This window comes from Microbispora cellulosiformans (genome assembly GCF_008728085.1).
GTDB classification, from domain to species: Bacteria; Actinomycetota; Actinomycetes; order Streptosporangiales; family Streptosporangiaceae; genus Microbispora; species Microbispora amethystogenes.
The window spans coordinates 165,040-178,332 of the sequence record NZ_VYTZ01000007.1 but is presented as its reverse complement, the minus strand read 5'-3'; the positions used below and the strand labels follow the sequence as shown (position 1 = coordinate 178,332).

The window sequence follows — 13,293 nt, the reverse complement described above, 5'->3', positions numbered from 1 at the left end:
TGACCAGGGAAAGAAAGCATATAAAGCACCGCTGGACGCGTCTTCCCGCGGCGCCCGAATGGTACATCTCGCCGGGTGCGAACGCGCCCCTCCCCGGGCGGCCGGGGAGGGCTCGGCACCCGGCTCAGCCCGTGGAGTCGCGACCGGCGTCGAACGCCTTCTCGTAGTGGTCGCGGGCCTGCTCGACCACCGAGTCGTCGATCCACGCCACCGGCTCGACGTGGTCGATGAGCGGCTCGTGGTCGGGACCCCGCCCCGCCACGCGGCCGGTCAGCACCCAGGCGTGCCGCTCCTCGTCCTGGTCCGCCAGATGCGTGTACTTGCACATCTGGCGGGCCAGCCAGTCGTGGGTCGATCTCGTCCACCAGTGCTCGGCGTCGAGCACGGTCACCGACAGGCCGGGCAGTTCCAGGCCGCTCTCGTAGTCGACGCTGGGCCTGCCCTCGTCGGCGTCCGGCCCCTTCGAATACCGCAGGTAGAGGCCGGGCCGGCGTTCGACCAGCTCGGTCAGCTCGTCCAGGCTCTTGATCGTCGGCAGTCCGCCCACCTCGCTCCTCCCATGTGGTCGCGTCTTCTCCCCCTGCATGAACAGGGCAAACCGCTCATTCCGCCGGTGTCGAGCGGAACACCGCCTGTGGCGGCTTCTCCGACCGGTAGAGCCACGCGTCGAAGAAGGAGCCGAGGTTCTGCCCGCTCAGCCTCTCCGCGAGATCGACGAAGTCGGACGTGGTCACCGTGCCGTACTTGTGCTCCTGCGCCCAGGTCTTCAGCAGGGTGAAGAACACCTTGTCGCCGATCTTCTCCCGCAGGGCGTGCACCGTCATCGCGCCTCGCAGGTAGACCGCGTTGTCGTCGAACATGTGCGCCTGGCCGGGGTCACCGGTCTTCAGGTGCCAGAAGTCGCCGTCCTTCCGGTAGAGCCGGTCGAAGGTGTCCCTGGCGGACGGCCCGTCGTGCTGCTCCTGGTAGAGCCATTCCGCGTATTTCGCGAAGCCCTCGTTGAGCCAGATGTCCCGCCAGCTCCGCACCCCGACGCTGTTTCCGAACCACTGGTGGGCGAGCTCGTGCACGATCTCGGAGTCGTCGGTCGGGCCGCCGCTGTAGACGGGCCGGCCCTGCGTCTCCAGCGCGGTCACCGAGCCCCGGCCGTCCGCGACCCCGCCGGTGGAGGAGAACGGGTAGGGACCGAAGAGCGACGACTCCCACCTGACCGCCTCCGCCGTCAGATCGTGCAGGCGCTTGGACTTCTCCGCCAGCGCCGGGTCGTACGCCGTCACGTTCGGGATGCCGTCGACGGTGCCCTCGCTGACGACGAAACGGCCGATCGCGAGCATGGCGAGGTAGGGCGCCATCGGCTGCCGCATCTCCCACCGCGCGGTCCGATAGCCGTCAGAGCCGGTTGTGCCGTCCGCGCCCGCGCGCTCGCCGTTGGCCAGCACGGTCAGCTCCTCGGGCGCGGACACCCGGAAGCTGAAGGTGGCCTTGTCCGCCGGGGTGTCGTTGGCGGGGAACCAGCTACGCGCGCCGTCCGGCTGGGACGCCACGAACGCGCCGTCCTTGGTGTTGATCCACCCCTGCTGCCCGGTGTCGTCCGAGACCGCCGTGAGCTTCCCGGCGTAGGAGACCATGACCGAGAACGTGGTCCCGGCTCTCAGTCCCGCGGCCGGGGTGATCACCAGTTCCTGGCCGTCGCGGCGGTAGCCGGCGCGGGCGCCGTCCACCGTCACGCTCTTGATCTCCGGTCCCGAGAAGTCGAGGTCGAACCGGGACAGGTTGTGGGTGGCGGTCGCGGTGATCGTCGCGGTGGCGTCCGCGGTGTGGTCGGCGGGGTCGAACCGCAGCCGCAGATCGTAGTGGCCGACGTCGTAGCCGCCGTTGCCCTGAAGGGGATAGTACGGATCGCCGATCCCCGGCGCGCCGGGAAGGAACGCCCCCGGCTCCGCGAGCGCGGGAACGGCCGGAGACGTGACCATCATGACACTCGCGGCCAGAGCGACTAATTTACGCACCATGTCCCCATAATGGGGATTTTCAGGAGAAAGCGGTAATTCGTCACATTCTTCGCATCAATCTCGAAATCACCTCAGGTGCCGGCCATCACCTCGTCCACCAGGTCGAGGCCGAGGTCCTGCGCCCGCCGGACCGGCAGATCGGCGTCGGCGAACCAGTCGTCGGTCGCCTCCGGGTGCGGGCCGACCACGGCGACGGTGCCCCCGCCGTACGGGGTGACGAGGGCGGCGACGGCGCCGTTGGGATAGGTGGCGAGAACGGTGGCCCGGTTGCCGGGATCGAGCAGGAAGCAGGGGCCGTCCTGGAAGAAGACGCTGCGGTCCCGGCCGCGCCATCGCACGTCGACGAGGGTGTCCTCCTCGTCGTCCACGGTGGCGCCCGGCGTGGCGATGTACTGGTCGGTGTCGCCCGGCAGCAACGCGAAACCGGGGGTCGCACCGGCGAGATAGCCGCCCAGGCAGAAGCCGAGATACCGGCCGCCTCCGGCGACGTAGTCGCGCAGCGGGCCGCGGAGCCGCTTGAGGTGACGGTAACCCCGGGACAGGTCTCCGCCGCCCGGCTGGGCGTACACCGCGGCCACGGCCAGCGACTCCGCCGTGAGCGGCACCTTCTCGTTCGGGCCCGTGTAGCGCACGTCGAAGCCCCAGCGGCTCGCCTCCAGCAGCCCGGCGACCGCCTCGGAGCATCCGGGAACCGAGGCCGGGCCCCGGTAGACGAGCGCGAGCGGCCGGCCGGAAGGCCTCGGCGGGGCCGCCTCGGAGCGGAAGGCGCGTCGTACGGCGCCGAGAATGCCGTCGAATCTCATGTGTTCCTCCACCGATCCTGTGCCGCTCTCCCATGCCGCTCACATGTCCGGGACGGGAACCTGCGCCGGGATGCCGCGCCAGCTCGTCCCCGGGGTGAGCCGTTCGCCCTTCATCAGCAACGACAGGGCACCGAGCGAGACGTCCTCGCCCACCACCGAGTCGTAGAGCACCACGGAACGGGCGCCGACGGTGGAGCCGGACCGGACCGTTACGGCCGACATCTTCATGACCCGGTCCTCGAACAGATGCGTCTGCAGCGACACCCCCGGCCCGATCGCGACGTCGTCGCCCACCTCCACCAGGTCGAACTCGGTCAGATAAGTGGTCGCGATCCAGGCGCGCCTGCCGATGCGGGCCCCGAACCAGCGCAGCACGCCCGGCAGGAACGGGGTTCCGGCCAGGAGAGCGACTCCGGCGGGCACCGCGGCGGCCTCCCACAGCCCGGTGACGAACTCGGTGCGCCGGACGAACCTGCTCCACAACGGCTCCACTCTGGGCCGGTACGCCCCGATGAGGCAGCGTTTGCACGCGACGCAGCAACCGATCACCCCCAGCGACGCGGCGCAGGCGACGAGCGGCGCCGCGGCCACCACCACGGGCAGGGGCAGGAGGCGCGCGAGCGCGTGCACGCCCAGGAGGTGGAGGTAGAGCCCGGCGCCGAACAGCGTCGCCGGGAGCGTGGCGCGGAAGAACTCGACGCCCAGGCGGTGCAGCACCAGCGGGCGTGGCGGCCGGAACGTACGGTCCTCGGGAAACGCGCCGCTGTCCTGCCGCACGGGAAGGTGCATCGCGGGCGAGCCCAGCCACGAGGTGCCCTCCGGCACGCCGTCCGGCGGCGGGACGGTGCCGACGCCCACCAGGGAGCCCGGCCCCATCCGCGTCCCGGCCGGGACGACCGCGGCGTTGCCGACGAACGCGCGCCTGCCGACCTCGGTGGGACGCAGAGCGACCTGGCCACGGGCGAAGCTGGCCGCGCCGACCCCCGCCATGTCGGCGACGAAGCTCTCCTCGCGCAACGTGAGCAGGTCGGGGTCGAGCTGCGCGGCCGTGGACACCTCGGCCCGGCGGCCGACCCGCGCGCCGAGCAGCCGCAGCCACGGCGAGGTGTACAGCGTGCCGTAGAGCGAGTTGGTCAGCGTCAGGCTGGACTCCAGGAGCTTGTCGGCGGCCCACTTGCGTACGCCGAGCCAGGAACGCGCCGGATGGATGCCGGCCGGCGCCTTCGGCAGCACGAGACGCTTGCCGGCCGCCACCACCGCGCAGACGACGGCCACGAACAGCGGGCCCGCCAGGAGGACGGCGACCGGAGCGGCCGGCGGGCCCCAGGCGGCCACGATCGTCCAGATGACCAGGACGCTCGGCATGATCGTGGCGAGCAGGATCGCCTCGATGCAGACGAGGCCGGCCACGGCGGCGGCCACGTGGCGTGCCTTCCAGCTCCGGGGGCCGGCGGGGGCGCGCAGCATCGCGTCGACGGCCGGCCCCACGGACTCCACGGGGTTCGCCGGCGACCCGGCCCAGCGCCCTCCCCACGGCACCGTCTCGCCGTACGTCAGGGCCGACTGGTCGCCGAGCGCGGCGTGGCCGGCGACCCGTGCGCCCGGCCCGAGCACCGCGCCGTTCCCGACGAACGCGTGCGGCCCGACCTCCACCGGGGCGACGACCACCCACCCGTCCTCCACCAGCCAGGCGTGCAGCGAGGCCCGGTAGCCGACCGAGGCCCCCTCGCCGATCCGCAGCATCGCCGGGAGGTTGACGTCGGCGGTCGCGATGGCGGTGGCGGGCCCGACATCGGCGCCGAGCAGCCGCAGATAGGCGGCCATCATGGGGGAACCGCTCAGCGCCGGCAGCGGAGAGAGGGACAGCAGCAGGTTCGTCGTCCACAGCCGCAGGTAGGTCGCGCCCCACAGCCGGTGACGACCCGGCCGGACGCCGGCGGACAGCGGTCGCACCAGCAGCACCGGCAGCAGCCAGCGAACCCAGAGGTACGCGGTCGCCGCGGCCAGCGCCAGCGCGCCGACCAGGCCGGTCCCCGTTCCCGGGAGGAGCAGCCATCCCTCCTGCGGCCCGTGGCCGCCGGAGATCGGGCCCGCGTGGGGCGTGGTCCAGGCGTACAGCGTGACGGAGACCGGCAACGTGACCATGAGGAGAAGCAGGTAGACGACCGCGCTCTGCGCGGCCCCGGCCGCCGCGACCGCCCGGCCGCCGTGCCGCAGGGGCTCCGGGCGGGTACGGGAGGCCGGTGCGCGTACGCTCCCGAGACCCCCGTGCGCGGAGAGGTGCGCGGCGAGGCGGCGTACGGTCGGGTTCGCATAGAGGTCGCGCACCGCGAGCCCCGCGCCGATCTCGCTCGTCCGCAGGAGTGACACGATGCGCGCCGCCAGCAGGGAGTGGCCGCCGAGGTCGGTGAAGAAGTCCGCCTCGACCGAGAGCGACTCGGGGTCGAGCCCGAACTCCTCCGCCCACACGGCGCGCAGTCGTGTCTCCAGTGCGCCCTCGGCGGGCGCCACCGGCCCGGAGCCGACCAGGCGGCGGCCGGTCGGCCGCGGCAGCCGCCCGCGGTCCACCTTGCCGCTCGGCATGGTGGGCAGGGCGGCCACGACGTCCAGGAACGACGGCACCATGTAGGCGGGCAGCCGGCGGCTCAGACGATCGCGCAGCCGTCCGATGAGCGCCTCGTCGCCGGCCCCGCCGTCCGCGGGCACGACGTAGGCGGCCAGTTCCCCGTCCGGTCCGCCCGTGCCCGGCGCGGGCGTCAGGGCGGCCACGGCCTCGGCGACGCCGGCGTCCTCCAGCAGCACGTTCTCGATCTCGCCCAGGTCCACCCGGTGCCCGCGGATCTTCACCTCGGCGTCGGAGCGGCCGAGATATTCGAGCTCCCCCGTCGCGGTCACCCGGCCGAGGTCCCCCGTGCGGTACAACCTGCCGCCGGGGGGCGCCAGCGGATGCTCGACGAAGCGGTCGGCGGTCAGGTCGGGACGGCCGACATAGCCGCGGGCGACGCCGGGACCTCCGATGCAGATCTCGCCGACCTCGCCGTCCGGCACCGGGTCGCGCCGTTCGTCGAGCAGCACGACGGTGTAGGTGGGCAACGGCCTGCCGATGGTGACCGGGCGTCCCGGCAGCAGTTCGGCGCAGGTCGCGGTGACCGTCGCCTCGGTCGGCCCGTACGTGTTGAGCATCCGCCGCCCCGGCCGGCTCCACCGCTCCACCAGCGGCGCCGGGCAGGGCTCGCCCCCGACGAGGACGGTGCGCAGGGACGGCACGTCACGCGGGATCGTCGCCAACAGCGTCGGGACGCAGTACAAGATCGTGATCTTGTGCTGGTCCAGGAAGTCGGCCAGATCCGCGCCGAGCTGCCGGGAGCCGTCCGGGCCCGCGACGAGGGCCGCGCCGGCCGACCAGGTCGGCCAGATCTCCTCGACGGAGAAGTCGAAGGAGATGGACATTCCCTGGTAGACGCGGTCGTCCGGCCGCACGTCGTACAGCTCCGGCACCACGCCGAGGAAGTTGCAGATGCTCGACTGGGCCACCTCGACGCCCTTCGGGCGCCCGCTCGACCCGGAGGTGTACATGACGTACGCGGCCGGGTCGTCGTCCGCCGCGCCGTCGAGCGGGCCGGGATCCGGGCGGGTGGCGGGGGCCCTCGCGATCAGGTCCGCGGAGGCGTCGAGGGCGAGCACGCGGCGGCCCGGCGCCCTGAGGTCCGGAGCCCGTGCGGACGTCGTGAGCACGAGGTCGGCGCCGGCGTCGCCGATGATGTAGCCGGCCCGGTCAGGAGGCGACCGCGGGTCGAGCGGCACGAACGCCGCGCCCGCCTTCCCCACCGCGAGCAGCGCCAGGTAGGTGTCCGGCGACCTCGGCAGCAGGATCGCCACCCGGGAACCGCATCCGGCCCCCAGGTCCCGCAGAAGGTGCGCGAGCCGGTTCGCCCGCGCGTCGAGCGCGGCGTACGTCCAGCGCAGCCGCCCGCACTCCAGGGCCGTCGCCGACGGCGTCAGGTCGCAACGGGATTCGAAGACGTGGTGGAGGCGACCGGGCGACCTCCCGGGCAGGGCCCGCGAGGCGTCGGCCTGTGCTGTTCGAGCTAAGTAACCCGCCATGATCACCCTTTGGCCGATCGCGTACGCGCTCTCCAGGGTGTGCCCCTGCCGCGGCCGCTCCTTGGCAGGGCTCCCGCACAAACACGGCAAAGAACCGCCTTCTGTGGGGCGTGTGTGGTCTCAGTGACCCCTTCCGTCCCTCTATCGACGCATCGGTTCCGGTAGCGTGCCGTACGGCAGTGATCGAATGGAGGCGCGGTGAGCTGGGCGGACTTCCAGTACGAGATCTACCTCAACGGCATGTCGGGCGTCGTGCCGCGCCTGCCCACGGATCTGACCCGGCTGGAGGAGATGGCCGAGCGGCGCCTGGGTCCCGGGCCGGTCGGCTACGTGGCCGGCAGCGCGGGCGGCGGGCGCACCGAGCGGGCCAACCGCGAGGCGCTGGACCGCTGGCGCATCGTGCCGCGGATGCTGCGGGACGTGCGCGGGCGCGACCTGTCGGTGACCGTGCTCGGACGGAGGCTGCCCGCGCCGCTGGCGCTCGCGCCGATCGGCGTGCTGTCGATCATGCATCCCAACGCCGAACCGGCCGCCGCCCGCGCCGCCGCGGCGCTGGGCGTGCCCATCGTGCTGTCGTCGGCCTCCAGCACGCCGATGGAGGAGGTCGCCGCGGCCATGGGGGACGGCGAGCGGTGGTTCCAGCTCTACTGGGGCCGGGACCGCGAGGTCACCCTCAGCTTCCTCGCCCGGGCCAGGGCGTCGGGGTTCAGCGTGCTCGTCGTCACCCTCGACACACCGCTGCTGGCCTGGCGGCCCCGCGACCTCGACCAGGCGTACCTGCCGTTCCTGCGCGGCGTCGGCACCGCCAACTACTTCACCGACCCGGCGTTCCAGGCCGGGCTCGCGCGGCCGGTGCACGAGGACCCGAACGCCGCCGTCCTGCACTTCGTCGGGCTGTTCGGCGACCCCGGCAAGACCTGGCCGGACCTCGCCCTGCTGCGCGAGCACTGGGACGGCCCGATCGTGCTGAAGGGCATCCTCCATCCCGACGACGCCCGGCTGGCCGCCGACGCCGGGATGGACGGGGTCGTCGTGTCCAACCACGGAGGGCGGCAGGTCAACGGGTCGATCGGGGCGGCCGACGCGCTGCCGGCCGTCGCCGACGCGGTCGCCGACCGGCTCACCGTGCTGTTCGACGGCGGCATCCGCAGCGGGGACGACGTCGTCAAGGCCCTCGCGCTCGGCGCGAGGACCGTGCTGCTGGGCCGGCCGTACGCGTACGGGCTGGGCCTGGACGGCCAGGCGGGGGTGGAGCACGTGCTCCGCTGCGTGCTGGCGGAGACCGAGCTCACCCTGGCCCTGTCCGGCTGCGCCGGGCCCGCCGCGATCACCCCGGCCATGGTCGCCCGCTTCTGACGGCACGGTTCCGACCCTGCGCGCCCGGCGGAGTGATCAGGTGGCCGAGCCGAGGTCCTCGGCCAGGGCCGACTCCTCCAGCCTCTCCCGCCGGGCGGTGACGGGGCCGGCCGCTGCGAGCTCCGCCGCCTGGGCGCGCTCGGCCTCGCCGAGCTGCCGGTGCGCGGCGGTGAGGATCACCACGCCGAGGAGCACGGCGGCGGCCCCCAGGTAGAACGGCGCGTGCTGACTGTCGAAGTGCTCGGCGAGCCTGCCCGCGACGAAGGGCGCGAGGCCGCCGCCGATGAAGCGGACGAACCCGTAGGAGGCCGAGGCGACCGGCCGCTCCACCGGCGAGACGGTCATGACCGCCTGGGTGGTGACCGTGTTGTTGACGCCGATGAAGACACCCGCGACGATCACTCCGCAGATCACCACGACCCGGTTCGAGGTGAACAGCGCGATCACCAGGATGTCGAGGCTGAACAGCACGAGGTTGGCGTAGAGCGTGCGGGCGATGCCGAACCGCGCCTGGAGGCGCGGCGCCCCGAAGACGGAGAAGACGGCGACCAGGATTCCCCAGCCGGTGAAGACGAGGCCGAGCTGGTGCTCGTCCAGTTCCATCGGGTACGGCGCGTAGCCCAGAACGGTGAAGAAGCCCCAGTTGTAGCAGAGGGCGGTCAGGCCCAGGATGAGCAGGCCGCGGTGGCGCAGCGCCTTGAGCGGCTCGGTCACGCCGGTCTTCCGCGCGGGGGCGGGGGTGGGCCGCACCAGGGTCACGGTGGCGACCAGGGCGATCGCCATCAGCACCGCGACGCCGTAGAACGGGCCGCGCCAGCTGATGCCGCCCAGGGTCCCGCCGAGGAGAGGGCCGACCGCGATGCCGACGCCGAGCGCGGTCTCGTACAGGATGATCGCCCCGGCGAAGCCGCCGCTGCCGGAGGCGACGATGACCGCGAGGGAGGTGGCGATGAACAGTGCGTTGCCGAGACCCCAGCCGGCCCGGAAGCCGACGATGCCGCCGATGCTCCCGGACGCGCCGGCGAGCGCGGCGAACACCACGATCAGGGCCAGACCGGCGATGAGCGTGCGCTTGGCGCCGATCCGGCTGGAGACCCATCCGGTGACCAGCATGGCCACCGCGGTCACCACCAGATAGCTGGTGAACAGCAGTGAGACCTGGCTGGGCGTGGCGTGCAGCTTCGAGCTGAGCGCGGGCAGGATCGGGTCCACCAGCCCGATCCCCATGAACGAGATCACGCAGGCGAAGGCGACGGCCCAGACCGCCCTCGGCTGCCTGAAGGGGCTGGCGGCGGGGGCATGGGCGACGGGGGAATGAGCAGAGCTCACCGGACCTCCTGGGAGTAGCGAGGGGGAGCGCCCTGGTCCCTACTCGCCGGCCTCGCTCTGGAGCAGGCGGCGGAGCAGGGGGAGGAACTCGCCGGCGATCCGCGTCAGGTCGCGCAGCTCGCCGGGGGAGAGCGTGCCGAGCAGCTCGGTGAGCCGCTCCCTGCGCAGACGGCGCCGCTCGGCGAGCAGCGCGCGGCCGGCGTCGGTGACGGCGACCCGCACCGCCCGGCCGTCGAGGTCGTCGGCCGACCGGTCCACCAGCCCCTCGCGCTCCAGGCGCCGCACGAGCTGGGTCATCGACGGCTGGGTGACGGCCTGCCGCGAGGCGAGGACGCTCAGCCGCTCGGGGCCGTTGCGGTCCAGGTACGACAGGGTGGCCGCGGCCGTGAGGCTGAGGTCGCCCTGCGCGGACAGCCGCCGTACGGCGAGCACCGCGAGGTCGTCCAGCACGGCGGCGACCGCGGGGGAGCCCTCGCCGGGATCGGCGTTCGGGACGGTGGACACGGAGTTCCTCCGGACGGGTGACCGGAAATTACATAGGGAGCTTATACAACTGCCCGGAATGCTCCCTCACTTGGGGGTCTCGCCGGGGCCGTCCGGAAAGAGAGCCGCCCGCGTACCGGCCGGAAACCGGTACGCGGGCGGCCCGGCGCCGCCGTGGCGCTCAGCGGGTGAGGGGGTAGGACGGCCCCGGAACGTCCGGGACGGGCACCCCGCCGCGTACGGCTCCGTACGCGAACAGGCCGATCGGGCCGGGCCCGCCGGTGGCGGCCGCGGTCGAGGTGACGGCCAGGGCGAGGGTGTTGCGGCCGTGCTCGCGCAGCAGCCCGGCGGGCAGCACGAACTCCTTCTGCGGCCCGATGTCGCCGCCGTACTGGCCGATGTTCCAGCCGTTGAGGTAGATCATCGTCCGGGAGCCCGCCGGGACGGCGCCGCCGAAACGCAGGCCCACGGAGACGTCCTGGCCCCCGGGGAGGTCGAGCCCGAACTCGGTGCGATACCACGTGACGCCGGGCGCGAGCGGCCGTGCGGCCGGGGCGGCCACCTCCTTCCAGGAGCGGTCGGGATAGCCGGGCAGGTGCCAGCCGGAGCGCTCGCCGTACAGGCCGCCGGTGTTGAGCGGCCCGCGCACCGGGTCGGTCAGGTCCTCGCCGCCGCGGGCGCCCTGGATCTTCCAGGCGACCGTCGCGGGCGACCCCTCCACCGAGGCGGCGACCAGGCCGCGCGGCTGCTTGAACCGGTTGTCGTCGGCCGTCCAGTCGTCGTTGTGCCCCATGTTCTGCACGAGGACCGCCAGCGTGGCGGTGCGCCCCGGCTTCAGCAGGCCCGCGGGGACCGTGAATCGGCCCGGCCCCGGCTCGGGGTTCGCCGCGTCGACGTCGGCCTGGGTGCCGCCCGCGGCCGAGCCGAGGTAGCGCCCGTCGAGCCAGACGAGGTAACGCCCGCGTCTCCCGGTGATCGCGTTCAACGCCACGGCGGTCTCCGCGCCCGTCGCGGTGAAGCGGCCGCGATACCAGACGTCGCCGTAGTGGAAGCCGTAGTCGTCGGCGTACAGCACGGGCCCGGCCTTCGGCTTCATCGGGCTCTCGGTCGTGGTCTTGTCCGCCGTCCGCCAGGACGAGTCGTCGAACCCGGGAACGGCCTCCGGCGCCTCGTCGTGGACGCGCCACCCGGTGAGCGCGGGCAGGCGCGCCGCCTCGCGCGGGCCGGGCACCCGGCCGAGCAGCGAGCCGCTCGGCGTCCGGGTGACGCGCACGTCCGTGTCACCCGTGGTTTCCCTGTCGCCCGCGCCGCCGGCGAGGCGCAGCCGGGAGGCCCGCGCGTCGGCGAAGACCTCCACCTCGCCCGCCTGGGCGGTGTCGGCGGTGAGCCGCACGGCCCCGCCCTCGGCGGCGGCCGACCGGACGAGGGACGTGCCCCGCACCAGCACCGGGGCGGCGTCGGTGCCCGCCCGCCAGAACGTCGCGGCGGTCTCGTCGGTGCCCAGCAGAAGCAGCAGCGGCCGGCGCCCGCCGCCCGAGACCAGCACGCGGGCGAGGCCCCGGTGGGTGTAGTCCAGGCGGAGGTCGCCGCCCGCGAACGCCCAGCGGACATCGCCCTCCAGCACCTTCACCTGGGGTTTCGCGGAGTAACGCAGGATCGTCGCGCCCGGGGAGCCCGCCGTGCCGTACAGCACCGCGACGTCCCGGCCGCCGATGCAGGCGTGGGTCATGATCTCCGAACTGGACGCCGCCAGGCGCTGGCCGCCCAGGTCGTACGCGCCGACCAGGACGTGCGCGTCGCGGCCCCTGACCTGTACGGGCAGGGTGTACGTGCCGTCCGGGACGGTCCACGAGAGCGTGGCCGCGTCGGTGGTGCTGGCGGCGCGGTCGGCGTGCCGGACGAGCGCGAACCGGGTGCCGGTGTCCGGGTTCGCCCGGGCGACGACCCCGATGGCCGGGTTGTCCGTCGTGGGAGCCGTCGCGGGGTCGGTCTTCGCCAGAGGGGCGACGGACTGCAGGAAGTAGCCCTGCCGCTTGAACTCGTCGTACTTCGCGGTCGGCTGCCTGGCCTCGGTGAGTGCCGCGCCGTAGTCGTAGGAGGTGTAAACGTCATTGGGCTGGGCGAGGAAACCCCAGTTGGTGCCGCCGAAGCCCATGTAGTAGTTGAACAGCGTCGCGCCGCTCACCATCAGGTTGGACTTGTAGAAGTACTTCATGTACGCCGGGCCGGTCAGCGCCCGGCACCGCTCGTAGCCCGCGTTGTTCAGGTCGATGGACCCGGCCTGGTACTCGGCGGCGAAGACCGGCGCGTCGTCGCGCAGCCGCTCGGTGACCCCCTCGCCCCACGGGCCCCACACCGTCTCGGCGTTCGGGCAGTCGAAGGACTGGGGGTAGTCGTCCACCCCGGGCATCTGGACGGCTCCTGGTCCGGTGGCCCAGGTAGAGGTCCAGTCGGCGGCGTCGCAGCAGTCGTTCGTGGTGATCGGCACGTCGATGCCGTCCGCCCGCGCCTGGTCCTGGATGTCCTGCATGTACGCCGCGTCGGTGTTGGCGGCGTACTCGTTCTCGGCGTTGTAGAGGATCACCGACCCGCCGCGGCCCACCTGGTGCCTGGCGATGATCGGGTTGATGTGGTGGAGCCAGTCGCGGTAGGCCTCGGTGAACCCGGGGTCGCTGCTGCGGCCCCGGCCGGGCACGTTCTTCAGCCACCCGGGGAACCCGCCGCCGGTGGTCTCCGCGTTGATGTACGGCCCGGGGCGGGCGACGACGTACAGGCCCGCCCGCTCGGCCGTACGCAGGAAGCGGTCGACGTCGCGCACCCCGGTGAAGTCGTACACGCCCGGCTTGGGGGAGTGGTAGGCCCAGTCGAAGTAGACGGAGACGGCGTTGAACCCGCCGGCCCTGATCTTCTCCAGCACGTCCCGCCACAGGCCCGGGCTCGGCAGCCGGAAGTAGTGGATCTCGGCGGCCTGCACGACGACCCTCCGGCCGTCGATCATGAGCGAGTGGTGGTCGTAGGTGACCCGGGACGCCGCCGGGGCGGCCGCCGCCGGGCCCTGGAGCGGCACGGGCAGGAGGACGAGCAGTGCCGCGAGCACGGCCAGGACCTTGCGCACCATTACCGGCCTTCCGATCGTCGGGGCGGGGGTGTCTCCTCGTGCGATCTTTCCGGATTAGTTTGACTACCGCCCCAACAAACGTCAACGG

At 73.0% G+C, this 13,293-nt stretch carries 8 protein-coding genes; 1 reads left to right on the top strand and 7 read right to left on the bottom strand.

Annotation, left to right across the window (positions count from 1 at the left end; translation table 11 throughout):
• Nucleotides 1-124: 124 nt before the first annotated feature.
• From F5972_RS20615 to F5972_RS20600, 4 genes are all read right to left on the bottom strand, one after another.
• Nucleotides 125-547 carry a DUF6098 family protein gene (locus F5972_RS20615; RefSeq protein ID WP_225311687.1) on the bottom strand — a complete coding sequence of 141 codons (423 nt, stop codon included), beginning with the start codon at nucleotides 545-547 and terminating at the stop codon, nucleotides 125-127.
• Between the two features lie 55 nt (nucleotides 548-602).
• Nucleotides 603-2,012, bottom strand: a complete 1,410-nt coding sequence (locus F5972_RS20610) for a M1 family metallopeptidase (protein WP_150935225.1) — start codon at nucleotides 2,010-2,012, stop codon at nucleotides 603-605.
• 71 nt (nucleotides 2,013-2,083) lie between these two features.
• Nucleotides 2,084-2,815, bottom strand: coding sequence for a BPL-N domain-containing protein (locus F5972_RS20605; RefSeq protein WP_150935224.1), 732 nt, complete (start codon nucleotides 2,813-2,815; stop codon nucleotides 2,084-2,086).
• A 39-nt stretch (nucleotides 2,816-2,854) separates the two neighbouring features.
• Nucleotides 2,855-6,919, bottom strand: a complete 4,065-nt coding sequence (locus F5972_RS20600; RefSeq protein WP_150935547.1) for a Pls/PosA family non-ribosomal peptide synthetase — start codon at nucleotides 6,917-6,919, stop codon at nucleotides 2,855-2,857.
• Nucleotides 6,920-7,117: 198 nt separating this feature from the next.
• On the opposite strand from F5972_RS20600, the gene F5972_RS20595 reads away from it, so the two are divergent.
• Complete coding sequence (locus F5972_RS20595; RefSeq protein WP_318527612.1) at nucleotides 7,118-8,275, top strand: lactate 2-monooxygenase; 1,158 nt, start codon at nucleotides 7,118-7,120, stop codon at nucleotides 8,273-8,275.
• Between the two features lie 36 nt (nucleotides 8,276-8,311).
• On the opposite strand, the gene F5972_RS20590 is transcribed toward F5972_RS20595, so the two are convergent.
• The 3 genes from F5972_RS20590 to F5972_RS20580 all read right to left on the bottom strand — a co-directional run bounded on the left by F5972_RS20590 (nucleotide 8,312) and on the right by F5972_RS20580 (nucleotide 13,205).
• Nucleotides 8,312-9,604, bottom strand: a complete 1,293-nt coding sequence (locus F5972_RS20590) for an MFS transporter (protein ID WP_225311686.1) — start codon at nucleotides 9,602-9,604, stop codon at nucleotides 8,312-8,314.
• 39 nt (nucleotides 9,605-9,643) lie between these two features.
• Complete coding sequence (locus F5972_RS20585) at nucleotides 9,644-10,108, bottom strand: MarR family winged helix-turn-helix transcriptional regulator (RefSeq protein WP_191910238.1); 465 nt, start codon at nucleotides 10,106-10,108, stop codon at nucleotides 9,644-9,646.
• 160 nt (nucleotides 10,109-10,268) lie between these two features.
• Complete coding sequence (locus F5972_RS20580; RefSeq protein WP_150935222.1) at nucleotides 10,269-13,205, bottom strand: beta-galactosidase; 2,937 nt, start codon at nucleotides 13,203-13,205, stop codon at nucleotides 10,269-10,271.
• Between the last annotated feature and the right edge of the window lie 88 nt (nucleotides 13,206-13,293).

Excerpts from the sequence above, each read along its gene's own strand:
- F5972_RS20610 (WP_150935225.1), bottom strand. The coding sequence starts at position 2,012 with ATGGTGCGTAAATTAGTCGCTCTGGCCGCGAGTGTCATGATGGTCACG.
- F5972_RS20605 (WP_150935224.1), bottom strand. The coding sequence starts at position 2,815 with ATGAGATTCGACGGCATTCTCGGCGCCGTACGACGCGCCTTCCGCTCC.
- F5972_RS20600 (WP_150935547.1), bottom strand. The coding sequence starts at position 6,919 with ATGGCGGGTTACTTAGCTCGAACAGCACAGGCCGACGCCTCGCGGGCC.
- F5972_RS20580 (WP_150935222.1), bottom strand. The coding sequence starts at position 13,205 with ATGGTGCGCAAGGTCCTGGCCGTGCTCGCGGCACTGCTCGTCCTCCTG.